The organism is Ruegeria sp. BC7, assembly GCF_056539165.1.
The window spans coordinates 89878-116162 of record NZ_JBQFUL010000001.1 but is presented as its reverse complement, the minus strand read 5'-3'; the positions used below and the strand labels follow the sequence as shown (position 1 = coordinate 116162).

At 53.7% G+C, this 26285-nt stretch carries 23 protein-coding genes, 1 tRNA gene and 1 pseudogene; 6 read left to right on the top strand and 19 right to left on the bottom strand.

The features are described 5' to 3' along the window. Nucleotides 1-183: 183 nt before the first annotated feature. From ACR0KS_RS00425 to ACR0KS_RS00415, 3 genes are read right to left on the bottom strand one after another with little or no spacing between them, the layout of a single operon-like run. Entirely contained in the window at nucleotides 184-660 is a 477-nt protein-coding gene (locus tag ACR0KS_RS00425; protein WP_170567914.1) for a DUF2948 family protein, read from the bottom strand. Beyond that, nucleotides 657-1925: a UDP-N-acetylglucosamine 1-carboxyvinyltransferase gene (murA, locus tag ACR0KS_RS00420; protein WP_170567913.1), complete on the bottom strand. Its 1269-nt coding sequence runs from the start codon at nucleotides 1923-1925 to the stop codon at nucleotides 657-659. The genes ACR0KS_RS00425 and murA overlap by 4 nt, the downstream gene beginning before the upstream one ends. A 6-nt stretch (nucleotides 1926-1931) precedes the next feature. After that, nucleotides 1932-2087, bottom strand: a complete 156-nt coding sequence (locus ACR0KS_RS00415; protein WP_170411807.1) for a hypothetical protein — start codon at nucleotides 2085-2087, stop codon at nucleotides 1932-1934. Between the two features lie 83 nt (nucleotides 2088-2170). On the opposite strand from ACR0KS_RS00415, the gene ACR0KS_RS00410 reads away from it, so the two are divergent. Continuing rightward, nucleotides 2171-2245, top strand: a tRNA-Thr gene (locus ACR0KS_RS00410). Between the two features lie 73 nt (nucleotides 2246-2318). On the opposite strand, the gene ACR0KS_RS00405 is transcribed toward ACR0KS_RS00410, so the two are convergent. The 3 genes from ACR0KS_RS00405 to ACR0KS_RS00395 all read right to left on the bottom strand — a co-directional run bounded on the left by ACR0KS_RS00405 (nucleotide 2319) and on the right by ACR0KS_RS00395 (nucleotide 4488). Further along, nucleotides 2319-2906 (bottom strand): hypothetical protein, encoded by a 588-nt coding sequence (locus ACR0KS_RS00405; protein WP_170567912.1) that lies wholly within the window; start codon nucleotides 2904-2906, stop codon nucleotides 2319-2321. Beyond that, nucleotides 2893-3294 carry a hypothetical protein gene (locus tag ACR0KS_RS00400; protein ID WP_170567911.1) on the bottom strand — a complete coding sequence of 134 codons (402 nt, stop codon included), beginning with the start codon at nucleotides 3292-3294 and terminating at the stop codon, nucleotides 2893-2895. The genes ACR0KS_RS00405 and ACR0KS_RS00400 overlap by 14 nt, the downstream gene beginning before the upstream one ends. A 444-nt stretch (nucleotides 3295-3738) precedes the next feature. Next, the gene (locus tag ACR0KS_RS00395) at nucleotides 3739-4488 is read right to left on the bottom strand and encodes a hypothetical protein (protein WP_480693082.1); all 750 of its coding nucleotides are present in this window, start codon (nucleotides 4486-4488) and stop codon (nucleotides 3739-3741) included. Nucleotides 4489-4848: 360 nt separating this feature from the next. Here ACR0KS_RS00395 and cls point away from each other — a divergent pair, with 360 nt between their 5' ends. Next, entirely contained in the window at nucleotides 4849-6270 is a 1422-nt protein-coding gene (gene cls, locus ACR0KS_RS00390) for a cardiolipin synthase (RefSeq protein ID WP_245223189.1), read from the top strand. Between the two features lie 602 nt (nucleotides 6271-6872). On the opposite strand, the gene ACR0KS_RS00385 is transcribed toward cls, so the two are convergent. The 8 genes and pseudogenes from ACR0KS_RS00385 to ACR0KS_RS00350 all read right to left on the bottom strand — a co-directional run bounded on the left by ACR0KS_RS00385 (nucleotide 6873) and on the right by ACR0KS_RS00350 (nucleotide 13648). Beyond that, nucleotides 6873-7109 carry a hypothetical protein gene (locus ACR0KS_RS00385; protein ID WP_170422163.1) on the bottom strand — a complete coding sequence of 79 codons (237 nt, stop codon included), beginning with the start codon at nucleotides 7107-7109 and terminating at the stop codon, nucleotides 6873-6875. Between the two features lie 342 nt (nucleotides 7110-7451). After that, on the bottom strand, nucleotides 7452-8636 hold the full coding sequence (locus ACR0KS_RS00380; RefSeq protein WP_170567910.1) for an AI-2E family transporter: 1185 nt from the start codon (nucleotides 8634-8636) through the stop codon (nucleotides 7452-7454). 293 nt (nucleotides 8637-8929) lie between these two features. Continuing rightward, nucleotides 8930-10063, bottom strand: a complete 1134-nt coding sequence (locus ACR0KS_RS00375; RefSeq protein ID WP_170567909.1) for a mechanosensitive ion channel family protein — start codon at nucleotides 10061-10063, stop codon at nucleotides 8930-8932. Nucleotides 10064-10110: 47 nt separating this feature from the next. Then, the gene (locus ACR0KS_RS00370) at nucleotides 10111-10434 is read right to left on the bottom strand and encodes a hypothetical protein (RefSeq protein WP_170422171.1); all 324 of its coding nucleotides are present in this window, start codon (nucleotides 10432-10434) and stop codon (nucleotides 10111-10113) included. A gap of 203 nt (nucleotides 10435-10637) precedes the next feature. Further along, on the bottom strand, nucleotides 10638-11138 hold the full coding sequence (locus ACR0KS_RS00365; RefSeq protein WP_170422174.1) for a DUF1269 domain-containing protein: 501 nt from the start codon (nucleotides 11136-11138) through the stop codon (nucleotides 10638-10640). Nucleotides 11139-11275: 137 nt separating this feature from the next. After that, nucleotides 11276-11509, bottom strand: coding sequence for a hypothetical protein (locus ACR0KS_RS00360; protein WP_170567908.1), 234 nt, complete (start codon nucleotides 11507-11509; stop codon nucleotides 11276-11278). A 118-nt stretch (nucleotides 11510-11627) separates the two neighbouring features. Then, a pseudogene (locus ACR0KS_RS00355) lies at nucleotides 11628-11981 on the bottom strand (integrase core domain-containing protein); the annotation flags it as partial. 434 nt (nucleotides 11982-12415) lie between these two features. Further along, the gene (locus ACR0KS_RS00350; RefSeq protein ID WP_170567907.1) at nucleotides 12416-13648 is read right to left on the bottom strand and encodes an integrase family protein; all 1233 of its coding nucleotides are present in this window, start codon (nucleotides 13646-13648) and stop codon (nucleotides 12416-12418) included. A gap of 539 nt (nucleotides 13649-14187) precedes the next feature. Here ACR0KS_RS00350 and ACR0KS_RS00345 point away from each other — a divergent pair. Together ACR0KS_RS00345 and ACR0KS_RS00340 are read left to right on the top strand one after the other, a co-directional pair. Further along, entirely contained in the window at nucleotides 14188-14805 is a 618-nt protein-coding gene (locus ACR0KS_RS00345) for a hypothetical protein (protein ID WP_170567906.1), read from the top strand. A gap of 255 nt (nucleotides 14806-15060) precedes the next feature. After that, nucleotides 15061-15591, top strand: a complete 531-nt coding sequence (locus ACR0KS_RS00340; RefSeq protein WP_170567905.1) for a hypothetical protein — start codon at nucleotides 15061-15063, stop codon at nucleotides 15589-15591. 146 nt (nucleotides 15592-15737) lie between these two features. Here ACR0KS_RS00340 and ACR0KS_RS00335 read toward each other — a convergent pair whose 3' ends face one another. Then, nucleotides 15738-15980 carry a hypothetical protein gene (locus ACR0KS_RS00335; protein WP_170567904.1) on the bottom strand — a complete coding sequence of 81 codons (243 nt, stop codon included), beginning with the start codon at nucleotides 15978-15980 and terminating at the stop codon, nucleotides 15738-15740. Nucleotides 15981-16557: 577 nt separating this feature from the next. On the opposite strand from ACR0KS_RS00335, the gene ACR0KS_RS00330 reads away from it, so the two are divergent. Next, nucleotides 16558-18225 (top strand): pentapeptide repeat-containing protein, encoded by a 1668-nt coding sequence (locus tag ACR0KS_RS00330; protein ID WP_170567903.1) that lies wholly within the window; start codon nucleotides 16558-16560, stop codon nucleotides 18223-18225. A 36-nt stretch (nucleotides 18226-18261) separates the two neighbouring features. On the opposite strand, the gene ACR0KS_RS00325 is transcribed toward ACR0KS_RS00330, so the two are convergent. Both ACR0KS_RS00325 and ACR0KS_RS00320 read right to left on the bottom strand, forming a co-directional pair. Further along, entirely contained in the window at nucleotides 18262-20364 is a 2103-nt protein-coding gene (locus tag ACR0KS_RS00325) for an alkyl sulfatase dimerization domain-containing protein (RefSeq protein WP_170567902.1), read from the bottom strand. 228 nt (nucleotides 20365-20592) lie between these two features. Continuing rightward, nucleotides 20593-20778: a hypothetical protein gene (locus tag ACR0KS_RS00320; protein WP_170385485.1), complete on the bottom strand. Its 186-nt coding sequence runs from the start codon at nucleotides 20776-20778 to the stop codon at nucleotides 20593-20595. Nucleotides 20779-21198: 420 nt separating this feature from the next. On the opposite strand from ACR0KS_RS00320, the gene aspT reads away from it, so the two are divergent. Continuing rightward, nucleotides 21199-22899 (top strand): aspartate-alanine antiporter, encoded by a 1701-nt coding sequence (gene aspT / locus ACR0KS_RS00315; RefSeq protein ID WP_170567901.1) that lies wholly within the window; start codon nucleotides 21199-21201, stop codon nucleotides 22897-22899. A 1-nt stretch (nucleotide 22900) separates the two neighbouring features. Here the strand turns inward: aspT and ACR0KS_RS00310 are convergent, their stop codons facing one another. Together ACR0KS_RS00310 and ACR0KS_RS00305 are read right to left on the bottom strand one after the other, a co-directional pair. Next, the gene (locus ACR0KS_RS00310; RefSeq protein ID WP_170567900.1) at nucleotides 22901-24574 is read right to left on the bottom strand and encodes an aspartate-alanine antiporter-like transporter; all 1674 of its coding nucleotides are present in this window, start codon (nucleotides 24572-24574) and stop codon (nucleotides 22901-22903) included. 22 nt (nucleotides 24575-24596) lie between these two features. Next, complete coding sequence (locus tag ACR0KS_RS00305) at nucleotides 24597-26228, bottom strand: bifunctional aspartate transaminase/aspartate 4-decarboxylase (RefSeq protein ID WP_170567899.1); 1632 nt, start codon at nucleotides 26226-26228, stop codon at nucleotides 24597-24599. Nucleotides 26229-26285: the final 57 nt, after the last annotated feature.

Below are 26285 nucleotides of genomic sequence, written 5' to 3'. Positions count from 1 at the left end.
GGATGGTCCGGCCTCAACCCTTCCGCGGCCGGGTGCAGCGATTTGCGCATGGGGAAATGAGACATACCGATCAAATTGCCGGAACGAGACAGAAAACCGTTGACCTGAAACACGTCAAACACGGTCGCAAGCCGCAAATCCCAACCCGAAGGCAGGCTTATAAAAGCCCGAGCTATGCCGCGTTTATTCCGGATGATGCGGTGCCTGACCGGACAGAGCCTGATACGGGCGGGTGACATCTTTCAGGGTGGCGTCCAGCGCTTCGACCGTCAGGCGAATTGCACCATCCCCGGCCAAAGTCAGCATGACCTGCCCCGCCCCGTCATCGGCGGGCTCGAAATCGACCGACAGCAGAGACATGACCATGTCCTTGTCGCTGCGGTCTATGCCTTGGCTGGCAACCGAAAGAACCGAGTCGAAAACCAGTACTGACTGCACCCGCTCGAAGGGGCGATCCCGCATGGCTGCAGCGTCCCTGTCCTCCCACCGAAAACGGTTGAGCAGCAGGCCAAAACGACGTTCCGAGGGGCGCCAGGTCATTTCCGTGATCGGAAATACTGCGTCCTGCGTAAGCGTCGAAATCACCTGAAGATCATCGGTGTCTTCAGCCCCCAGATTCAGCGGGGCTTCGCGTCCATCGTGAAAACTTGCGTCAGTCATTGGCCCTTGATCCGTTCAATTTTGGCACCCACGCCTTCCAGCTTGCGCACCACATGCTCATAACCGCGATCCAGATGATAGACCCGACTTACGGTCGTTTCACCTTCTGCAGCCAACCCAGCCAGAATCAGCGAAACCGACGCGCGCAGATCGGTCGCCATAACCGGCGCTCCTTTCAGACGCTCGACGCCTGTTACAGTTGCCGTGCCGCCGTGCACTTCGATATTCGCACCCATGCGCACCAATTCCGGGGCGTGCATAAAGCGATTCTCGAAGATACGCTCCTCTAGAACCGAGACTCCGTCCGCGGTGCACATAAGTGCCATCATCTGCGCCTGCAGGTCTGTCGGGAATCCGGGGAAGGGTTCCGTGACCACATCCACGGCGTTAACCCGTCCATTCTTACGCGCGACTTTCAAGCCCTTGTCGGTTTCAGTGACATTCACACCGGCCACATCCAGTTTCGCCGCAAAGCTTTCGACCAGAGACATACGACCGCCCAGCAGTTCGACCTCACCCCCGCAAATGGCCGGAGCCAGCATGTAGGTGCCCAGTTCAATCCGGTCTGTCACAACCTGATGAGTCGCGCCGTGCAGACGATCAACGCCTTGAATCTCGATGGTCGAGGTGCCCTCACCGGCAATCTGCGCGCCCATCTTGCGCAGGCATTCCACCAGATCGACGATCTCGGGCTCGCGCGCGGCGTTTTTCAGAACCGTGGTGCCCTTTGCCAGTGTCGCAGCCATGACGATGTTTTCGGTTGCACCGACGGATGCAAAACGCATCTCATGCACTGCGCCTTTCAGCCCGCCGGGTGCCTTGGCATGCAGATACCCGTCCTTTAGCTCAATCTCTGCGCCCAGCGCCTCGAGCCCTTCCACATGCAGGTCCATGGGCCGCGCACCGATCGCGCAGCCGCCGGGAAGCGAGACCACAGCCTCGCCAAACCGCGCCAGCAGTGGACCCAGCACCAGATTCGAGGCCCGCATCTTGCGCACGATCTCATAGTCCGCCGTGTGGCTGGTCAGGTCATGGCTGGACATCGCCAGCACCTGCCCGTCCTGCAGCGACGACACCTCGGCCCCCAGCGATTGCAGCAGGGCGGACATGGTCTTGATGTCGCTCAGCCGTGGCGCATTGGTCAGCGTCAGCGGTTCATCGCTTAACAACGTGGCCGGCATCAAGGTCAGGCACGCATTCTTGGCCCCCGCAATCGGTATCTGACCATTCAGCGGCCCGTTGCCTGTCACCAGAATCGAATCCATTTGCTCTTATCCCTCGTCCTTGCCGGTCTTGTCCTCGGATGCCGCGCGCGCCTTGGCCTGCGCCTTGCGCCGCGCCATATTCGCCTTGAGCGCTGCCTTGAGCCGCTCTTCGCGTGCATCACCGGATTTGCCGTGTTTTTTAGGTGTATTTCTGTCTGCCATTGTCTTTCTCTACAGGAGGCGAAAAAAACCGTCCAGACACCCTTGCGCACCGTTTCGTTTGAGTCTAATCACCCGCCCACAGCGCTGCTGTAGCTCAGAGGTAGAGCACTCCCTTGGTAAGGGAGAGGTCGAGAGTTCAATTCTCTCCAGCAGCACCATCTTTTCAATAACTTAGAAGATCGTGTCTCGGAAGTGTGTGGACTGTTCCCACCCCATTCCCACCCCGATCTCTCAGTTCGCTTCCATTTGACCAATGGATCGAAGCGCTCTTCTTCGGGCCAGTTCGATACTCGCGATCTGGTCGTCGGCGCTGTGGACCAGATGCAACAGTTGAGCGTCCGTCAACTGGGTGTGATCCTCAACAATCAAAGGGGGCGACATTGCTACTCGCATCGCCTGAACACCGGCCTGCTCTTCCAGTTGCTTTTGGGCGGGCAAGTCTTCGAATGGAACCAGCACGTCGGTCGGCAGATAGTGGAGTGTATCCCCACGCGACATTTCAATCGCCCACTCGTGTCGGACCTGAGCAGGCGACATCCGACCTTCGCACCGGATGAAAGTCGCAGCTAACTTCAGCGATACCCGCCACTGTCGTTCACTTACAACTCGGGGGTCATCGTCGATCTCAGCGCCACTTCCGACCGCATAGCAGGCCTTATTGTAGGCGTGTGCCGCTCGGTGGATTTGCTGGATGGCGGCAAGTTCGTCGCGCCTGCGCTGCAAGTCCGTTGGGTTCTGTTCGACAAAGGCTGCAATCACGGCATCCTGTTCAGCCTGCGGCGGGTCGATGATCTCTCGTTCGCTATCAGGCAGCTGCATTTGCTTTCTCCTTTTCGTCGTAAGTCTCAAGCAATCTCGAAAGCAACTCTTCTTCATCACTCGGTGCTTCAGTCTTGTTTTCGGTTTCGCTGGGAAGTTCACCGGCCCAGATGCGGTAGTACGAGGCGACCCGGTGAGTGGCGTAAGGCTCGGCCACTTCTAGCTTGAAGCTCTCGCCGTCGATCACCTCCCACATTAAGTCAATTACATACGGCGCTGGATATTGGTTTCCGGGCTCGGTTAGCCAGTGGGTCATAATTGGCCGCACGATCATGTCCGACTGCACCCACATACCGGGTTTGATGTCGTTGGGTATGGCGTCGGCGGGACGGTCCTGACCCCAAGTGATCGGTTCGCTCCAGCCGAGCGCTTTATTCAAGTCTGTCATAGTTGATTTCCTTTTCATCGATTGATGCGCATCCCGTCAGATCGATTGATCTACCGGCGACCACCCGTGGAGGCGGGTTGGTGGTCAGGCGGGTTGCCTGACGCTCAGGATGCATTGGGTTGGCAAGACCGGACTTCCTAACAGGGTCTCCGAAATAGGGCAAACGGATCGTTCTAGGCTCTGGACCTACAAACAGGTCACAGCGTCAACGGCTGCTTTGACCCAGGAGCAGACACTTGCAGAAAACACGACTATGACCGGGTCGCGGACCAAGCGGTCACCTAAAAATGAAAGAAAGTTATCAGCCAGCAAATCTATTTCGACTTCGGCTATGTGTCAGAGGTGGAGATCAGGTGACTAGGTAACAGTGTAGTTTTGTTGCAATGGCGAGCTAGCGTCGAAAAATCAAAGTTCACTTCGCTGAAAGGGCAACTTACGACTCGATTACATTCCCACGGCAGACAGCCACAGTCGATCTATTTCCGCCAGTACGTTTTGATCAAAGGAGGCGTAGTGCTCCCAATACTTACCATCCTGGATCAAGTAACCAGCCTCGTTTTCCAGGCTTAGGGCTTTGTGGGAAAGTTCCGCGCTATAGTTGGTTAGCGGCAAATCACCGCTTAGCGCCGTGTGGCTAACTCTTGGGAAAAGCAGACGACTTTCCAATTCTTCCGAGAGATTGACGCACGCGCAGTGCTGTTGGGCAGCGATCGTCATAAGCCTTGCTGATTTGGCTTCCAAAGATAACAAAGTAATGTCTTCACGAATAGGATCAGGTGTGCCTAGCCCATAGAAGTGCGTGTTTCGTCCCGTGTAGACCATGTCACAGCCCAAGTAGGCTAGGACTGTAGGTTTTAGTGCGCTGAGAGCCCAATATCCAGCCGTGAATGCCATTGTCGCACCAGCATATACAACGCCACCAAACTGATTGTTTGCCGGAACATAAATTGATGAGTCAATCAGCCTCTGGGCGTGACTCTTCCGGTCAGGTCTATACTGTGTGGGAAAGTCATCAGGATACACACTGTAGTCCCAGTCATCCCGAATTCTCCATGCATTGTTTATGCTGACAATTTTGCACTTGTCTCGTTTCGGCCAAGTAACCGCGCGAATTGCGTCTGGAGCGCTGCCAAGAATAAGGGCGATCAACTCTTCTCCCATTTTGCTACCAAAGCTTCGCTTGTTGCCAATCAAAATGCCATCTCAGCAATAACTCGACATGTACATTTTTGATACGCAGTGACCTTAAGATCAGATCAAAATCACAATAGGCTTTCAAAGCAGAGTTCGAATTTTTTGATCGTTTCTCGACGTATCGCCTCGGTTTAAATTCTCGGCAAGGCGGAACGGCGGCTAAGGGCTCTGAGCAGTCGGTCAGCCAGGATTGCCCCAACGACAGCTTCCGAAATCCGAACGGCGGCTTTACTGCCCCGCCACGCCCAACAAAAGTTCGTCTGACAAGACCAGACGGAGGGCCCAAAAGTTGTTACGAATGGGAAACTCACATAGCTTTGGCCCGAGGGTAACTCAGTCAGGCTTTCCCCTGTCTATGGAATGGGCGATGAAATGCTCGGCACGGTTTTGATTATTGCACTCATCGCGTCAGAGGTCATTGCGATTGTTTTCGCGTGGCGCGCTATCCAGACGGCGCGTACTCCTCAAGGCGCGATCGGTTGGGCAATCTTTCTTGTAACAGCACCTTACCTTGGTGTGCCGCTTTATCTGTTTCTTGGACACCACAAATATCGTGGCTATGAAATAAGTCGTGCCTCAAGCGAACAGGTTCTTGAAGGTGTGGCGACTTATCGCGAACAACATAGGCCTAAGTCCAAACCCAAGAACGACACAACACTTTTTGAAAAGATCGCAGAACTACCCGGAGTAGACGGAAATGGTTTTCAGCTTCTCATAGATGGTGAGGAGACGTTCTCAGCGATTTTCAAGGCGATTGATACTGCAAAATCATACGTGCTTGTCCAATCCTATATCGTCAACGATGATGGCGTTGGCCGAGCCCTTTGCGATCACATGATCAATGCCGCTGAACGAGGGGTGTCGGTCCGCTTCATGGTCGATGCTGTAGGAAGCAAAAAGCTTCCTCCCACCTATTTTCAGCGCTTAAAGTCAGCAGGGGTAGAGTTCGTCGATCCGAAGTCGACAAGGGGGCCGAAGTACCGTTTTCAGCTCAATTTTCGCAATCACCGCAAAACAGTAGTTGTCGACGGTCATGTGGGCTTCACGGGTGGTTTGAATTTCGGAGACGAGTACAAAGGACTCGATCCACGTTTTGGTAATTGGCGCGACACACATGTTCAGATGACTGGCCCAGTAGTTTCCCAGCTTCAGTTGATTTTCGTGGAAGACTGGCACTGGGCAACAGACGAAATACTGATCGATGACCTGAATTGGAATGCCGATCGAGATAAAGCTGACATGACATCACTTTTGGTCGCTACTGGTCCGGGTGACGAACTGGAAACAGGGGCCATGTTCTTCATATCCTGCATCGCTGAAGCTAAGAAACGAGTGTGGATTGCATCTCCTTATTTTGTGCCAGATATCGATATTCTGACCGCGCTTAAACTAGCGGCGCTACGCGGCCTAGATGTGCGTATATTGGTCCCGGAGGTCATAGACCATACCGTTCCTTGGTTGGCTGCCTTCGCATACTTTGACGAGATCCGCGACGTAGGAGTCAAAGTGATGCGCTATGATGCGGGTTTCATGCATCAAAAGGTCGTACTTGTTGACGATACGCTTGCAGTTGTCGGAACCATGAACATGGATAACCGGTCGTTTCGATTGAACTTTGAAGCCATGGCGGTTTACTTTGATGATAGTGCTGCATCACAACTAGAAGCGATGTTTGAAGCTGATTTCGAACGTTCCTTCGAACTTTCGAAAAGGCTGTCGCAGCAACCAAAACGTATCAGAATTGGTGCTCCCTTGTCCCGACTAGTTTCGCCTTTGTTGTGATTGGTAGTTTGCACCTTCTTGTAGAGAGACTTCGCCGTCGTTGAAAAAAGCGGGCCAAGCAGAGTCGATTCCACAGCGCCAAACGGATAGGAGGCAATACGCCGCACATTTTCTTCCAGATGCTTTGCCTCACCCAGCCATTCCGACTATGCCGCCTTGATATCGTCCATTGCGAGATCGCGAAATTCAATGACAGGTTCCGGTTCTCGTTCAGCGCTCATTCGAGGCGCGACAAGCACCGGGACGACAGCAAGATCCAGGCTCAAACAGCAAGGATTCCGCCGCCCAGCGCTTTCCCGTAGTTATCGCCCAGACAGAAGAACAGGCAACGTTCCCAAAAAATAGGCCAATCACTGCAACAAGCATAGCAAAACCACTAAGCCAGATTGATAGCGTGCCACCGCAAGACGACGGCGCGCGATCTGATCGCCTGTCCCTTGCGGTTAAGAAATGAACAATCGTCGAGATGGCAATTTTGCAAGGACACTACGCGATTGAGACTATCTCGCTCAGAACACCTCAATTAAAATGACGTAGCCACGCCATACGTTTGAGTTTTTCAAAACTTTTCGCGTTTAGTGATCCTCGCTTGTTTCCGCAGACTAAACTGCTTTCTTCATACGTTCGTAGGCGGCCTTCATCTTCAGACCCAGCTCGCGGGCCGCTTCTCCGACTTCATCTTCGGACTTTTCGAACTGAGACTTACTCAAGAACGAGTCCCAGTCACGCATAAGGCTTTCCCATTCATCCTCTGCTTCTTTCGCACCAAGATGAAGTTGCAAACGAAGCTCGTCACGTGTTTGCTTGAGATCATCCATCCATTTCGCAATATCAGCCATGTCAATCTCTCCTATCGCTGCGGGCCAGAACTTATTTAATGATGTAAGTATTAGTTTAAATTCAAAGTTCTGTATACTCTCGCAGCGCTACAGTTTTGCTAATTTGGGATTGGAATTGAGATCCGAACCAAAAGCCAAACGCTTGACTGCGATACCCTCCAAACACTTGCATGCACGGTTCAACCACTGTTTGCTGATCCATTACTCGCCGTCATCGCTGCAGCCACGTTCAATCGATTACAGGGGCAAATAATGGTGGCTTAAAAAATTTGACAACCTGGCCGCCGTTTTGACACTGGTAGAGAACTTCATCGATATAGTCGCGCCCCTGTTAAGCGTAGACTATTTATCTCTACTGTCGAAGTCTGCGCGAAGTTGCTCAATTTCCTCTTCAAACTCTTGGCGTTTTTTGGATTGGCCTATATGCGACAACACCGATTGATTATTCTTTTTTGAAGCAACAGTCTGCTCTTCCAGTAATTGACCATCCGCTGACAGAACTATTGCGATCCACCGTGTTGCGGGGATTTCTGCACAAAAAACCATAACGATTACCGTCATCGGTATCGCTAAAAACGCGCCGATCCCGCCCCAGACAGTGGCCCAGAAAGTAAGAGCGACCATTACCATGAACGTGCTGAGGTTCAGAGAGCGACCTTGCATTTTCGGCTGTATGACATTGGCGATGAACTGATCCGCAAGGCCATAGCCAATCAACACGATTAAAAACGGCCTCATAGTATCGAATTGGATCAGAGCAACGAGAGAGGGCAGCGCAATTGCGATGAACGCCCCAATGTTTGGAATGAAGCCGGCTACAAACACGGTCAGTGCAAGTAGTGGCGCAAAGTCCAAGCCAACCCACGAAAAAATGGCGAATGCAACAACGCCGCTCATGGCACTTGTTACTGCATTCACCCACATATACTGCTTCACGCCATTGGAAATTCTCGAAAGCACTTTCTTGGCGCGATGTGCCTCTTCCTCCCCAGAAGCCAAAAGTGGCAATTTAGTAGCCCAAGCTAGTCGTTCAGCAGTCAAGAAGATCAAATAGAGCGTTATAAGGCCAAGCATTGAAAGTGCTCCGCCCACTCCGCTCATTGCTGCAGTAAACCAACGCCCTACATCGGCTTGCTCCATGGCTTGTTGGATTGCGATCACGATCTTGGGTCCGAGAAAACCTTCCAGTTGTTCCGACAAAATTGAGAAGCGCTCCCGGTATCTTGGCAACGCGTCTTGAACATCATCCGCTGATGAAGCGGCAACAAGACCCAGAAGAACGACCGCTCCGACTATCAAAACCGTGCTCAGAAGTTGAGCTAACCAGCCGGGTGGCGACCAGCCAATCAAACTGGTGTGCTGAATCTTATCAACAAGCGCAGAGGTGAGAATATAAAGAAGACCCGTTACCGCAAGAGGAATGAGAAACCCGCGCCCGAACCACAGAGCGCAAATCACGAGAGCGATAGTGACCATCGTGAGGAACCAAATCGGCACTTTTGTATTGTCTTCGCGAGTTGGGTCCAAACAATTGAGTCCTATTGGTAAACTTGTCTCAAATTGAACACGTTATGCATACAAAATACAACATCGCTTAATCGGCTGGGGCACTTCGCGCAGTTTGGGGGCCACTGTCCGACCAGTCTGGCAACTCCGACGTCCAGACGCCAACAAATTCGGACGCGGATGAAATGACTGAAATAAGCACCCGTGCATTTTTGGAGGATGAGGTAGCGAAAGAACTAAATGAACCAAAGAGCGCAGAGACGAAGTTGTTCTGCAAAATGAAAATGGCTCGTTAGCCACCAGTTCGTTTGGCTTCAGCTTTTTCCTGCGTGCTCTGCCATATGTATCGTTTGGGTGGGGTAGGCTAGCGCGGTGCCTGCCCTTGCGACAGTCTCTAAAACTTCTAGGGCAAGGCGTTCACTTGTTTCCAGATAGTCTGAATAAGTACCAGACTTCGTCCAGGCATAGAACTGAATGTCGATGGAACTGTTGCTGATACCCGATACGTTAACGTACTTGGGAGCATCATCATCGAGTGAGAAGGCCCCACTGTTCTTCAAGAACTCACTCAAATCACGTCTAACTTTTTCAATTTGGTCACGGGACGACGAAAGAACAAGTGGAATTGAAATCAGGATACGCCTGTGCTGCATTCTTGAGTAATTTTTAACAACAGAATTTGACAGATCAGCATTCGGAACATGGCGGGGCACTTGGTCGAAGCCAACCACGAGTGTGGAACGCAGATCGATCTTTTTAACCGTCCCCAGAAACTTGCCATCAACTTCTATGGCGTCTCCGGTGACAAATCGAGCCTCGCTTTGGTTGGTCATTCCCGCGATCAAATTCCGTACTAAGTCCTGTGCAGCGATCGCAAGCCCTGCGCCCAAAACACCGACGCCAGTAAGAGCTCCACTAATGTCGACGTTCCAGACCTTCAATATCGCAGTAAGTCCAAAGATAAAAATGGCGAAGCGAGTAACTCTAGTGGTCCAGTCGGCCTCAAGGGTTACATCCTGAAACTCACCTGTTTTTAAGATTGAAACAAAGTTACCCGCTAGTTCATACCAAGTTGCAAACACAGCCACTATGGCAGCGGTCGCTAGAACGCTCCTAAAGAGGCCACCTGTAAACTCGGGAAGTTCCAGAGCTTCAGAGACAAGGAAAATCGATAGGGCTACAAGAAGTACTTGAGTAGCCGAAACGAGGCGTTCACGCGTCGCTTCACCAATCTCGGAAGATAAGTTTGACAGCAATGCATTGAGCGCTGAAACCACCACCATGGCCAGTGCACGACGAAAAACCAAAACCGCCGCACAAAACACGATCGCGGCAAGGGCCGCGGGATGATCTACTGAGCTCCACCACCGTGACAGAGCATCACCGTAAGTGGAAAGTGGCTCTCGAAAACTGTTTTCTTCCATAAATTCGATTTGTAACTCCAGCAAACGGCTGTGTCGAACCCGCTTTAGAATTTGGCGGGTTCGTTGGCCCGTTAGCCGAGTGCCTCACCTGCCAGCTTGGCTGCTTTGCTCAAAAGAGCTTTTCTGTGAGAGTATTCCTCTTGTATCTCTGCTTTTCTCTTTTGGAACCGAGCTTTCGAATTTTCTGTCGCCGAGTCGATTTGCTGGTCAATTGCATCCAACCTAGCATCGAACTCCGCGTCGATCTCCTCTAGCCGAGCGTCAATGCGGTCATTTGCTTCTTTGACCTTTGATTTGGTCTTGTCGATACTTTCTTGGATGTCTGTCGCCATTTCTTCAGCGGCTTCGTCCAGTTCGTCTTCCATGGCAGTCAGCTCTTTGTCCAATGCAACCATTTCCGCCATCCTCAACTACATCCGTCCCGGCTTATAGCGATTGAAATGGCGCTGGACCGGAAGCTGAAGAGCCCTCCGTAACCTATTCGGCAGTCCTGTCAGAGACTTGAGCCGAAAACGTACTGGCAAGAGCTTTTTCCTGCAGCCGTGGTGTCGTTGTATGATGGCTAAACGATCATCGTTTTGATGAACACACCTGCGGATTATACTGACTTAAGAGCATCGTTGATCTGTTGCACGACATCGTCAGAGAAATCCGATATCAGCACCTCACCCTCAAAAGCAGACAGCTTTTCAAGAACCATTTCTGGGTTCTCGGTTCCACCCAATAGGAAAAGTATGGCACGACCATCTTCCAATGATCGTGCTGTTTTCTTCATAAAATCATCCGGAATGCCACGATCAGCGACCGATCCTCCAACGGCACCTGTGAGTGACCCAAACACACCGCTTGCAGCCAATAGCGCTGGATTCCCGCTCATCAGACCAATAGCGCCACCGATAACCACACCGACCCAAAGACCGCCCAGAGCCCCGAATTTCGTCATGTTGACGGTCTGATCAAGTTTGATTTCGCCATCTTCAGTGTAGACGACAACCGCGTCTTCTAACTGAACAAGCGCCTTTCTGGTTAATCCCGCAATTTTGCCACGCGCGGAGCGCGCCGCTTCAACATCTTTCATGAGAATTGCGACCAGGTTCATCGTTCGGTCTCCTTTGGTTCGGCCGCGGATCCTTCTGCGAGACCCATCGCATTATTGTTGGGCCCAAAGTTATGAAACTTCTGGCGGGCTGGCAGCCGGGTTTGAGGCCGCACTGAATCACCCAATAGCCTGCTTGATCAGGTTGCCTTTTTCATCTTGTCATACGCGGCCTTCATTTTGAGGCCGAGATCGCGTGCCGCTTCTCCAACTTCCTCAGCGGACTTTTCGAACTCGGCTTTTGTAAGAAACTTGTCCCATTCGGCCTGAAGCTCTGTCCATTCATCCTCAGCTTCTTTCGACGCAAGGTGCAGTTGCAGTTTCAACTCGTCGCGTCGTTGCTGCAGGTCTTTCATGAGTACAGTCAAGTCCATATGAATTGCCTTTATTTTGATTGAGAGCAGACGAATGTTGCCAGTGTCCGTCGTCAGGGGTTTTGGTACAGAAGGCGGCCATAGCTAAGAGAGGATCTGGCCCATCTGGTTTTTCCGATTATGCGGCGGATTTTCGGTGAAGCAAGCGCCTTGTTTCGATTGTCTTCCGTTTGATCCTTTCGCGTTGTTTCAGCATGGTCTGCCCGCGCCCGAAGTAGACATCAGCCGGCGTGAGGTTTTGTAGGCTTTCGTGGTAGCGACGGTGATTGTAATGCTCGACGAAGGCGTCGATCTGTTGTTGGAGGTCGCCGGGCAGATAATAGTTTTGCGATAAGATGCGGTTCTTGAGAGTTTGATGCCAGCGCTCGATCTTGCCTTGGGTCTGTGGGTGATATGGCGCACCTCGGATATGATCCATTTGTTGATCTTCCAGCCAGTCTGCAAGCTCACCAGAGATGTAACTGGACCCGTTCCCGCCCGCCATCCAATTCTTGATTGTGTGTTTGGACAGGCCTACCTTCCTACCGTTTACGGCTATGTCACCGCCCTTTGTCGCCCAGTCCGATACACGAAGCGCTGATTTCGCCAGAGACAACCCAGTGGCTTTGTGCAGCGCATCAGCGTTTGCCCCCAAGAACATCATCAGTGTTTCGGAGGAGGTTTTAGCGTCGTTCCCGCCGTGGACGTCAGTCGTATCAACATCCACAGCGTTGCCAAACCTCAGGAAGTAAGGGTCTAGCTCATGGCTCATATACAGATCAGGGAACAACCCCTTCAACAGAGGCATGACCTCGCTCGCAATCGCCAACCCTTTCTCCTCGGGAGAAAGGTTGCCCATACGCCTGACCTTATTGCGAAACTCTTCAAGCAAACGCGGATCGATCAGATTGCCGGGGCCGAATTTGTTCATCGGATCGCCTCCTGCCATGCCTGCTCCAGTTGGCGCTGCGCGTCACGGCGGAGGTCTTCCAACTCAGACTTGTCATACAAGGCGTCGAGCCCCTTGCGGGAATGGCCCAGTGCAAGATCACGAACATCTTGCGCTACACGCAATTCCGACAATGCTGTTTTGACACCGCGACGTAGACCGTGAAGGGCGATCTGCTCACCGTAGATCGTACTGAACTTGGCCACCCGCTGTGTCCAGCCTGAAATGACAACGCCGCCACGACCTGCGAACACAAGGTCCCCCGTTCGAGGCAACTGCTCCAACACGCTGACCAACAAGTCGTCCATGTAGACGACACGAGCAGCAGCAGTTTTGGTGTTCCAAGCAGGGATGGTCCAAACACGATTGACTAGATCGACATCCGACCAAAGAGCCTGTGCCGCTTCGTTACGGCGCAGACCGGTCAATGCCAATGCTCGCAGGTACCCGGCGAATACCTCATCGCCAAGTTTACTCGCGGCTTCCCAGAAGCTAGCCCAGTCCTTTTGACGAAGGGTCCAGCGATTGCCTTTACGTGCTTCTGTTTCAATCATTTCCGCACGGGTCGGTTCGATCACGGGGATCAGCAGGAATTCCGAGTTGCGAACAAGGCCCGCACCATTGGCCCAGTTCATCATCGACCTACCGAACTTCCGAGCATCCACGGCAGCGCTGAGGCCATACTTGCGGTGGATGCGGTTCAACGCAGTATCCCATTGGTACTGGGTCACGTGCTGGGCAGGCGTTTGCAGCAGCCCTTGGGTCAGCCGAACAAGACAACGTTCCTGATTGTCGATACGCGAAATGCCACGCTCTCGCTGACGTTCCAGAAATCTCTCGACCAAGTCAGATACGGATATCTCTTTGCTCGCAGTCTGTCGGGGGTCGATCCCCAGACGGGCCTGAGCGAGTATTTCTTTCGCACGACCGCGCGCCTCCGCCAAAGAGACAACGTCTGCCTTGCCGATTGTCACATCGATCACTGCACCTCGGCCTTTGCCGATCCGCGTTCTGACCAGAAAGCTCTTCGCGCCGGTCGGCGAGATCGTGAGGTGCAAACCCACGACATCTTTGTCGGCGACGCGCTGGCGCTTGCCGTTAGCTTTGAGGCTTTTGATGCGAGAAGTTGTAAGGTTGACCCTGTCCGAGGCGGGTCGGGGTTCTTTTTCCCTACGATCCGCAAGGCGAACCACGTTCGTTTGGTCGGTCATTCCATTCTCCATTGGCAGTTTGAATACAGTATCACGGGACCAGAGGCTGTCACACCCCATTCCCACACAAATGCCGCGTAGCTCAGCGTAGGCTAAGCGTAGGGAATTCGCGCAAAGTTCTTTATTTTATGCTTATTGATAGGGGTAGATCGGATCTAGTCGTATTCCGACCACTCCCTTGGTAAGGGAGAGGTCGAGAGTTCAATTCTCTCCAGCAGCACCATAATTCAACACACCTAAAACCAGAACACCAAGTGCGCGATCGTCTGGGCGCATATTGCCAACGTGCAATGGCACTGTTCCCTATGGTTGGTCGCACGGGTTAAATTCCGCGCGCGCCAAAAGCACACTTGTCCTATCGTGGCCGAGGCTCACGAGTTTACAAAGCTACTCGAAAGTGTTAGGCTCGGCGTTTTGAAATTAGTGTTGTGTTGTCAGTGTTTTTTCAGAAGTATCTATTTTGGCTTTTTTTTGCACTTTGCTGCACAGCAGTGATCTGTGGGCTAGCGCTTTCTGTCGACGGTTTTGTTGAGCGTCACTTGCAGGAAGACAAGACCATTGAAATGGCCGGAGCCTTCGCTTTCTTATTTGGTGCCGTCATGTGTTCAGTTGCCGTGCTCAGAGGCGCCGGCCTGACTGCCGTTGTCGTGGGCATATTGTGCTTCGTTGCATTTCTTGACGAAATGAGCTTCGGCGAACGTCATCTAGGGCTGGAACCGTTCGTGATAAACGGTGTGGAAATTGATGCCGTGCATGACTTTTTGCAATTGTCGTTGGCAATTGTAGGTGATCGAGGGCAATGGCTGGCAATCACGATAGTCATATTTTTATTGGCCGCGAGCCTATTGCTGTACATGATCCGAACCTCAGAGACTGTAAGAGCGATCGTTACCCACGGCACGATGCCGCAAATTGCGGCCGCTTTAACTCTCATAGCTGCCGCGCAGATTATTGACATAGACGTGGGGGTAGCGATCGTCAGCAAGACACTTGGTGAAGGCGCAAGTGTTTGGGTGTACAAGTCACATTTCGAGGAAGCCGCGGAATTTGTGGCCGCAATGCTGTCTCTATTTGCAGCGTATCAACTCATGGCCGGGCCAATTGCAGCCAAAAACAAGTTGCCCTCCAACAGCGTATCTCGTGGGCCTACTCTGTAAGGAACCTTCTACGCTTACGGGTCGTATGACAGGTAGACCGCCAAGTTTCACGCAGGATTCAAGGCGGGCACAGAACAGATTTTCTCGAATGGTACCGGCCAAGGCCAAGAAGAATTGAGGCAAACTTTCCGTGTGATATCCCGAATTTTTTGGGTTTTTTTCGAGTTAGTCAAAGCCTGACAACTGTCCAAGCACTCAATTGTCTCCAAAACGGAAATACTGTACACTTTTAGTTGCTCTGACGAGGACAAAACCATGAAGTCCCCCGCGCAATTATTTCTGCAGCATCTACATCGCAAACATGACAGCGCATCCCGACCTAACGCCTTGCTCTATTGGATTGAGGCTGCGACTGACGCCCAAGTGCCTGAAGACGAGCTAGGCCCGTTATTCTGGGAGGTCATCGCGGATGCGTGGTCGGACTTTGAACGTATCGACCACGAAGCATACGCTGAAGCCATGGCCCGCTTTCGTCCGTACTGGTCGCGGCACCGGTACTTTAGGGATTTGCTTGGCTTGCCGCGGACGATGACTGTCTATCGGGGTCAATCGGCAAATGCGCCTGAGGGCCTTAGTTGGTCGTTGAACCGGGAAATTGCAAAACAGTTTGCCCGAGGTCGGCGCGGACCAGCGGTATCTAACCCGACCGTTCTTGAACGCGTAATAGAGCGCAACGACATTGCCATGTATATTACCAAGCGCGACGAAGCTGAAATTGTCGTCTGGGGGACAGCCAAGGGCAACACAGGCTCAATACATACTATGCAGGCTGATCCGGTCGGCTGAAACGGCCACGATTTTATGCAAACGTATGGTGGAAGGACCGCGACCCGTCTTTGAACCGCAGGTACGGTGTCGGCAAGCCAGGTCAGTGTCGGATGCCCGGCGCTTTTTGATGATGCAAACTTGGCATACCCATAGCCGCCCCTGCATCACTCGGTGAAATGAGCTTCAAAATGCAATACGAGATGTTTGGGCTTCTGGCTGTTCTGCTGCACTTTCACGTCGTCGCGCGCTTCGCGCATCAGTCGCAATACCGTTTCCAGATCATCACTGTCGGTTTTCATAAGCCCGTAGGCATGTAAAATCTTTCCGGCAGGCTCGTGCTCACCAGCTAACGCCAGTTCCGTGGCGCATTGCCACGAACGGTCTTTGACCATGTCGGAATATATCATCGGTGATAGGCTCCTCGATTAGTCGTTCTGGGTTTCCATCCACCACCGGCACCATAACGTAAGCCTCTGTCCCACACCGCTGTATGATGATCCGGTTCGGTCCTGATACCTCTGTCATACAGGATTTCTTCGGATCGCACAGACACTTCAGCAGATACAGCATATCCGTTGGACAGTCTGCACAAAGCCCGACTTTGATTTCACCGGACCTCCAACCGGCCTCCAGCCCTGTCGCGTCAATTGCGCAATCTTGGCGTTCAATGAGGCCAAGGTCGGCTCTTGAATCAGTCTTTCGATATTCGCCATACGCCTATCTCCATTCCAATCACACAGATGATGTGGAACGTCACCAACAGGACGACATGTTCCAAAGCGCCAATGACGTGCGCTTTGCGGCCAAATCTGCCGGTTGCGCTTTGTCGCCGCACCTTTCGATCTAACAAACCGTGACCGCCGTTCGCGCAGTGGTCCTAACACACCTCATTGCGGAACACTTTCCGAGATTCGCGAAAATATGGCATAACCCTTCAGAACGCTTGTCTCGAAAATCTATGTTTCTCAGAAGCGGGAGTAGTGGATGGGTATCGGATTGCCTTCCCGGACGACCAAATCGACCAAATGTCCGAATTGCGGTGAGTTAACAAATGCATCCGCAACAACATGCTCGGCCTGCGGAGCGTATCTAACGGCGAACTGGTCAGGTTTTCAGGGACGGACGCTATGGGATGTTCTGAACCTGCTGATTGTGCCCTTTGTCTTGGCGGTTGGTGGTTTCTGGCTGAATGATATCGCGGTCAAGCGGCAAAACGAACTTCAACGCCAGGAAACCCTAAGGCAACGAGAGAGGGATGAAAGCAGGCTGCAAACAAGCGCGATGCAAGCCTATTTTGACGCCATTGGTGAATTGCAACTTGAGCAATCGCTAGGGAAAGCATGGGCCAGACCCGCAGTTTTGGCGATCGCAAGAACCAAGACCCAAACCATCATGAGGGAAATAAACAGCGAAAGGCAGGGACTGGTCGTTCAGTTTCTGAAGGACGCCAACCTCATCGTTCACAAGCGGACGGCGGCAATGGAACCACCTGCGCGCAGCAGCGACTGCTCTGCACAGATGACCGGTACGAAAGGAGCTCGTGCATTCCTTTCTCTGGAAGACACAAAGCTGATCGGGGTGTCTCTTGCCAATGCCGATCTGCAGGCTGTCGAACTGGCACATGTCGATATGCGCGAGGCCGATTTGCGCAACGCCAACCTCGCCTCGGCCATTATGGTGAGTTCGGACTTTCGCGGGGCCAATTTGAGTTCGGCGAACTTGGTCGGTGCAGATTTGACCGGCGCGTATCTGGTGAATGCGCAGTTGCGCGGCGCGGGATTAACGGGTGCGACGCTGCGATGTTCTTTCCTTAGGGGCGCGAATCTAGAGGCCGCGGATTTGCGCCGCGCCAACTTTCACGGCGCGTCACTGGAGGGTGCGAACTTTTGGGCGGCTGACGTGCGAAACGCCGACTTCTCGGAAACGTTTCTGCGCGAAGCTGATTTCAAAGATGCGTTTTTGGATGGCGCGGACCTAAGTTGGGCCGATCTGCAAGGCGCTTTTCTGGACGATGCGTTTCTATTGGGAACGTCGTTTCTGGGCGCTGACCTGACCGACGCGGATCTAAGCAACGCGAGTTTCATCGAAGAATTCTACGACACTGGCCAAGGCAAAAACGAAGCCGCCCAAAAAGAAAATTCTCAGGCTGCCCAGCGGGCGCTTCTGAATGCAAAGCTCTGCAATACCATGATGCCCGACGGTTCGATCGAGAACCGTGATTGCCATACTATTTCCGGCGCTGCATCTGGCGCGCCTCTGGAGATTATCCCCATCAAGGACGTGGAAAGCATTGTCGGGACGTATTTTATCGAAGGATATTTCGACGGATATTTCGACGACACGATAAACGCGTATATCGAAGAACGATGTTGCTACAATGGAATTGTCTCGATTCAGGCGGAAGAAGGTCTTGCGAATTATGTGCGCCTTCACTGGACGATAATATCCGATGACGAAAGCCAGCAACGGGCTGAAGGTGTCGGCCAAGTAACCGACGAGGGGCAGCTATATTTCATTTTCTCCATGGGCGAGTACAAAGGCGACGGCCTGACCTCTGTCACGGAAGACATCGGGATGTCGTCGAGGTTCAAATACCTGTTCAATGGCGGATTTGGCGGCGAAACATGGGGGTTGCTGGAAGCTCGGGAATAACTGGGGCTTTCCCGAGCTTTCGCAGACCACTTCTGGCTATTCTATCGCAGGAAGCCCGGTCACCGCTTCAAACGCCGCCGAGGACACCTCGGCATCCTTTGGATCACGTGTTCCCGGCAAAACCTCGAAGAACGGGTCAAAGTCGACCATGGCCTGCGCCAACACCCCAAGCATGGTCGCGTCGCCATCAAGAGTCGCAGTGCCGTCCGCCAACTGTTCATCCAGCGTTTTTTCTCCGGCCATTGTCAATTCTAGATCGCTGCGATTGATCGTCAGTGTCAGGTCAGGTGTGTCGGATTGGAACCCTTCGACATTGGTCAGTGTTGCATTGCGCAGTTCGACCAGAAACTTCTCGCCATTGTCGGGCGTCACGAGGTTTATGGCGAATGTGTGCCCTTCGACCTTGCGACTGTCCATTTTGATCGCAAGAAAGTTCAGAAACAGTTCCGTCGACATGGCGCGAATGACATCCGGGCTGGACGTATCGGGAATATCCCCTTCGGGAATACCAGAGCGCAATTCAAACGCACCGGACAGGAACGAATTCCGAAGCCCCGGATTCTCTTGCTGATAGCCAATCTGCTCATAGACATCGGCCAGCAGGTTCTTGGCGGCCTGATTGTTAGGCTCCGCGTGGACGAGCTTGTCCAGGATTTCGCTTGCCAGAAGATATTCACCGGAATCGTGCAGTTCACGACCCTTGGTCATGATCGCTTCGGAACCGCCCATCATTTCAACATAGAGCGGCGCCGAATCCTCGGGGGACAAGGGAATAAGCGTGGCCGGGTTGCAATCCCAGAACCCGATATAGCGCTGGACCACGCCTCGGCTGTTGTGCTGCGGCGAGCCGTGGTAGCCGCGGCAGTGCCACTTGTCCTGCAAACTCTGCGGCAGCTCGTAGACGTTGTGTATCCTGTTGATGGTCACGCCCGTGTTCACGAAGTGCAGAACCTGATTGTTCATGTGGGCATACAAGTCGCGCTGATCACGCAGGATCGCCTGAATCCGGTCGTTTCCCCAGCGGGGCCAATGATGCGAATAGAACATCACCTCGGCGTCTTCGCCATAGAGGTGCAGCGCACGAGATATATACTTGGACCATCTCAGCGGATCCCTGACAGGTGCGCCGCGCAACGTATAGATATTGTGAAGCGTCGCCGTAACATTCTCGGCCATCCAAAGCGCCTTCATGTCAGGAATATAGGTGTTCATATTGGACGGCGCTTCGGTGCCCGGAGTGTTCTGAAATATCATGCGAACCCCGTCGACCTCGAATTCTTCGATGTCGTCTTCAACAATGCGCGTCGGTGCAATCAGACCGACCAAGCCCGCAGACACACCCTGCCCAAGCCCCTGCCCCGCATATCCATGAGGGCTAGCAGGCAACAATAGCCCATATTGGTAAAACAGGCGGCGGTTCATCGCGTTCCCCGCATAGACGTTTTCCGAGATCGTATGCTCCATGAAATCGCGTGGGGCGATGATCTCGACCTTTCCTGCCCGTACATCCGCTTCGTCCACCACCCCGCGCACGCCGCCCCAATGGTCGCCATGCGAATGGGAATAGATCACGGCGGTCACGGGTAGTTCGCCACCAACGTGCTCTCGAAAGAAGTTAAGCGCCGCCCTTGCAGGTTCGGCCGAAACCAACGGGTCAATGACGATCCATCCGGTCTTGCCGCGCACAAAGGAAATATCCGACAGGTCGAACCCCCGCACTTGATAGATGCCCGGAATAACCTCGTAGAGACCGTAATTCTGATTGAGGCGCGAGATTCGCTGCAATGAAGGATGTATGCTGTCGAAATCCGTATCAGAATTAAGGAAATCGAACCGCTCTTTGTCCCAGGCCACATGCCCCGCATCGGCCATGATCTTTTTGTCGGGCATTTCCGCAATCAGACCGCGCTGCTGTTCATCGAAATCCAGTCGGTCCGAAAACGGAAGGGCATCGCGCGCCTTGTCCAGAACATCCAACGTGTATTGAGAAGGCGCTTTGCCGTTCGGGTGAAAATGTCCTTCTAGCGGCGCAGCTTCTTGCGCAAGCGCCGCAGAGTCATCCAGCAATACTGCGCCGGACACCGCAAAAGCTGTGCCGACACTTGGAATGGCCTTCAATACATCTCGCCGGGTCGTCATGTTCTTCCTCCTCCAAAACTCGACGGTTTTGAAGCCCGGATGACCAGACTAAATTCGGGTTGCTGTGATGTTTCCTAAATGGAACTACCGGCTGGCCCAATCCAATGCTTGCTCACGAATTCTGTTTCGTCGAGTAGCCAAAGCATAGGGAATTTTCTAAGCCGCTTGTTGATCTAGCTCAAACGCGAGAACTGCTGACACACAGGTCACCGCATCACCGGTCTCGCGTTACTGCAGTTGCAACCGCTTGAGTTCCTCGGCAACAGCCTCCAACGCCTCGGCCTGAGCCAATCTGCGAAAGGCTTTGCGGTCGCGGCTTTGCATGCTTTCCCCTGCATGCGCTGCTATCCTGCGGTCTTCGGCGGCAAGCCGGGACAATAGGCTTGCCCCCATCAGGATAGATTGCTGTGCCATTTGAAGCGTTTTCTTTCTTTGATGTTCAGTCATCTGAGAGTCTCAATCCAACGTAAGCTGGACCACGCCAAAGAAGCCCTTCTTTCGCATGGCAGGAATTACTGTTTTCAAAGTGACTCGCAAATAGGGGCACCAAGTCCAGTCATGGGAGTTGGCGCTTGCCAAAAGCATGTGATTTCTTGCCAAACCCGTTCCTGCTGGCAGCGCATTTCGGGAAACCATGCTGGTGTAAATGGTGCTCTGACCTCTTAGGCTGACCGCGCCGACCGACTGCCAGCCCATCCAGATTTGACAGAATCCCGGACGAGTGCTTACCTGACACGAACGCGACGGCGACCATCTGAATTTACATGAAGTTTCAGTGCCCTGAGACGCCAAAACCGGCTTTGGGCATGACGAATTTAACCTGGAGATTTGATCATGGATCTTTTGGCCGAACAACTTCGCACCTACCCGATCATGGCATTGTTCTTGTGCCTCGGCCTTGGCTACGGAATGGGCAAGCTCAAGGTTGGGAAATTTGAACTGGGCGGCATTGCCGGAACTTTGCTTGTGGCCGTGTTCGTGGGGCAGATCGGTGGGATAAACCTAAGCACGGATGTTCAGAACGTCTTTTTCTCGCTGTTCATCTTCATGGTTGGCTACAACGGTGGCCCACAGTTTTTTGCCGCGTTGAACCGCTCCGCGCTGACCAAATTGCTGGCGGCCTTCATGATGACGCTATGGGGGTTGTTCTTCGTTATCGTCGTGGCGCGATGGGCAGGGCTGGACAAAGGGCTGGCCGCGGGGCTGGCTGCCGGAGGTCTGACGCAATCGGCCATCATCGGCACTGCCGGAAATGCCATCGACCTGTTGGGGCTTGCCGCGGACGAGGCCGAGAAGCTGAAAACCAATATCGCCGTTGGGTATTCGGTGACATATATCTTTGGCTCGATCGGACCCATTCTGGCCGTCAGCATCATTCCAATCATCATGCGATGCGACTTGCGGCAAGAAGCCTTGAAGCTGGCCCAAAAACTGGGCGGCGGCGGACAAAAGCTGGAGGAAGGCGAGTTTCTTCCCATGAACCGGTTTGACGCCCGTGCCTATCAACTCAACCAAGGGTCTACCGCCATTGGCAAGACCGTTGCCGACATCGAAGGGGACTATGACGGCGATCTGGTGGTCGAGCGTTTCCTGCGTGAGGGTGCCGCACTTGAGCCAACGCCGGACACCGTGATCAATGCAGGCGACATTATCGTCGTGTCCGGGTTGGTATCCGCCCTGACAAAGTTTGACGGCACCGCCGATGGCGAAGTCGGAGAATACCCGCCCGAACTGGCGATCGTGGAAGAACGTCGCAATGTCGTTATCACCAACAGAGAGCTTGCAGGCAAAACCCTGCGGGAGCTGCACGAAGCCCTTTCCGCAGATCAACGGCGCGGGGTCTACATTTCTAAGATCACCCGGATGGGCCATGATATTCCTGTCCTGCACAACACCGAGATCCACGCAGGCGACGAGGTCAGCATCGTCGGCCACAAGGACGATCTGAACCGCGTCGCGAAACAGGCAGGATATGTGCCCCCTGCGGCTTCGGTGACGAACTTCATTGCGCTTGGGTTCGGCATCGCGATTGGTTACCTGATCGGAGAAATCAGCTTTGTCATCGCCGGAACAAAAGTGGCGCTGGGGTCCGGGCTGGGCTGTTTGGTGACTGGCCTGATCATCGGGTACATGCGTATTCGCAGGCCCAAGATTGGCGGCATCAACAGAGGTGCCGCGAATTTCCTCCAGAGCTTTGGACTGGCTGTTTTTGTCGGCGTTGTCGGCCTTAATGCGGGCCAGCCAGCGCTTGAGGCGATACAGCAATATGGCATCACCCTTTTGCTGTTGGGGGTTGTGGTCACCATGATGCCGATGATCGTTCAGTTCCCGATCAACTATTTCGCCCTGCGTATCCGCAACCCGATCGAAGCCTGTGCAGTGGTGACAGGTTCCCGGTCGGGCAATCCGGGGTTCGCTACCCTGCTGGAAAAGGCCGGAAACTCGACCCCGACACCGGCCTTCACGATGACCTATGCGGTGGCAAACATATTCCTAACCCTCTGGGGGCCACTGGTTGTGGCTTTCGTTCCATAAGTCACATCAGCACAATCACGATGACCGAGCCCCAAAGGGCAAGCAGGACGTTGCCCACCGCGTAACCCAACCCATAGCCAAGGGTCGGAACCTGACTTTGCGCGGCCTCCTGCACGGCGGCCAGTGCTGGCGCAGATGTCCCGGCGCCACAGCATGTTCCGGCCAGAACGCCCTCGTTTATCCCGAAAACCTTGCGCCCGACGATGATTGCAGCACCGTGGGCAAGAACAACGATGGCAAGCGATCCAAATATCAGTGAGGGCCCACTTTCCAGCACGCCCGTCACAAAGCTGGGACCAGAGGTAATGCCGACACAGGCCACGAAAACACACAAACCGACTGAATCGAAAATCCAAAGCGTCGCTTCTGGCACGAAACCGAATGTCCTGTGTACTGACCGCAACCAACCCGCGACCAGACCTCCGAGCAACACGCCTACTGACGTACCAAGGCCAAGCTCGATCGCACCGTATTTCAGCGCAGGGATGCCGATCAACCCGCCCAACAGGATGAAGAACGCGACAAAAACCATATCCGTCTTGTTGGTTGCACGATCCAGATAGCCCAGCTTGGCAGCGGCGGCCTCAATATGGCTGCGCGTACCCGAGACGGTCAGCACATCGCCTTTGTGAAGGGTTACGCCTCGAAAGATCGGCAGACGCTCACCACTGCGCATGATACCGCGCACAAAGACCGTGCGGGCCTCGGGGCGGGTGGAAAGCTCGCCCATTGATTTGTTGACCACTGCGCTGTTGGTCACGACGATGTCGCTGGTTTCAACAGGCAGGTCCAACAATTCGGGGTCTTCGACCTCCTCGCCCAGAACATCGGCATGATCGATCAGATACGTGCGCATCCCGGCGATTGCAGCGATATCACCCTTTTCAAGAACCATGTCACCGGACGTGGGAAGAATTCTGTCCCCCCGCCGCACCCTATCAATGAATGCGCGCACATGGTCGGGCACGCGCGCCTCAAGCTGGGCCACAGTGTGCCCTGCAAATTCGGGGTTGATCAGATAGGCTCGGGCCTCGAAATCCCGGTGCTTTGGGACCATCGGCGCATCGCTGTCCTCCAGTTCGGCCTCATACTCGGCACAGGCTTCTTTCAGTGACCGCCCAAAGAACCGGGGCGCAAGCTGCGTGTGAAAAAAGATCGTCGCGATGACACCGACGAAATAGGCCACCGCAAAACCGGTCGCGATTTCAGCGTCGAAAATCTGTTGCGCCGCTTCGTCTGCGCCCGTCTTGGCGAAGGCGTCTATGGCCACGCCCAGCGTCGCGCTTTCGGTAGCACCGCCAGCCAAAAGCCCCGCCGCAACACCAACAGACAGACCCATCAAAGGAGCGAGCAAAATCGCCAAAAAAAGCGCCACGACACACAGCAACACCGTCACCGCGATCTGAGGCAAGGCACCAAGGTTCAAAGACCGAAAGAACTGTGGCCCCGTCCGATAGCCGATTGAGAACAGAAACAGCAGGAAAAACGCCTGCTTCAGATCATCCGACACAACAACCCCGGTCTGGCCGACAAGTACTCCGGCCAGTAGACAGCCCGCCACCGATCCGACGGTGAAAGAGCCGATCGTGATCTTTCCGAGGGCGTAGCCGATAGCCAGACTGCAAAACAGAGCCAGCTCAGGGTGGGCACCGAAAATTGCACCGATCAATTCCATGCTGGGCTACCTTGAACGTTAATCATCCATGCAGCGGCAAACCTTTAGACGCGCGGTAGGCTTGCACATATCCTATGGCGACCGCCCGCACCGCTCGTCCGATCTGACGATAGGCGCTGTCGTCCAGATTGGCGAAAGAAACCCGCGCGGACCAGTTGGGAGCGTCAAAGCCGGACCCGTTCAGCAAAACGATCCCGTGGTCCTGCGCCAGCTTGAACGAAATATCCAGCGGGTGCACATTCTCTTTGATCCACTCGACCACCTCATCACCCACGTATTTGCGCAGCCAGAACTCAAAGTCGATGATGCCATAGTAGCGATCGAAAAGAGGGTTGTCGGGAACCTCAATCCCAATACCGTCAACCAGTTCGTCAAACCGATGCTTGAGGATGCCCCAGCAGAACGCCTGATAGGATTTGTCCTCATCCATCATCTCAACCAGCGAAAACAGCGTCATCATCACCTGTTGCGGCAGAGAAAGCCCGGCCGTGTGATTCAGCGCCACGTCTCGGCTGTCGGCGACGATACGGTCAATGAACTTAAAGCCGGAGGGATCAGGCGTCAGCGGCGTGTACCGGGCGTTCACGACGTCTTTGACCTCTTGCGGAGCCTCGGCAATCATCTTGTCAAAGATGTTGTTCTGCGCAACGGCGATCGCGCCCAGCCGCCAACCCGTGCAACCGAAATACTTGGAGTAGGAATAAACACCGATCGTGTTTTCAGGCAGATGTCCCATTACCGACTGAAAGTTGGGAACAAAAGTGCCGTAGACATCATCGGTCAGGATGATCAGATCAGGGCGACGCGTTTTGACGAACTCTACCAGCCGGGCCAGAACCTCAGGGCTGATGGCGACCGATGACGGGTTGCCCGGGTTCACCAGGAACAGCGCCTTGACCTTGGGGTCGGCCAACTGTTCAAGGTCGTCGTCCGTCAACTGGAAATGGTCCTCCTCCTCCGAAGACACATCGACCACGTTCAACCCGTAATCTTCGAGTACCGGCATTTCCAGGTAAGGGGTGAAAATCGGCGTACCCAGCGCGATGGTGTCGCCTGCGTTCAGCAGCCTCTGATTCTTGAGCGCCTTGAAAATATAGCACATTGCGGCCGTGCCGCCTTCGACCGCGTAGATGTCAAATTTCGCGTCCGGCCTATGCCCCGCGCACATTGCCCACATCAGGTATTCGTGCACGACCACCTCATTATGTTCGAGGCATCGGTCAGGCATGGGATAGTGATCACCAACGATACTGTCGGTCAGCTCCAGCACGAAGTCATCCGGATCGAAACCGAATTTCTGAATCGCAAAGTCAACGGAAGAAGCCAGCGTGTCCGCACCCGGCGGTGAGTCGCGCCCGTCACGCGCGGCACAATATGCTTTCAGCCGATCATAGCACCCCGAACCCTGAGGCATCCCGGCCAGACCGACCTGCGGCTCGTTGCGGTGCCGCTGTGCCTCCGTCATCGCAAACTGGCCAAGCAGAAAAAACGCTTCGCGCGCCTTTGTCGCGATCCAGTTCGGGTTACCCCGCCCTGCGTTCAAGTAAGGTAGTGTAGATTTACGAGACTCTTTCTGAGCCAGCTTGATGAGTTCGTCTTTGATTTCAAAGGGACTCAGGTTTTCAAATTTATGAAGGTCCAGCGTCTCTGACATGGCTACAAACCCTAAATTACTAGAAATCGGAAATACTCATCCGAACCGTAATCAAGG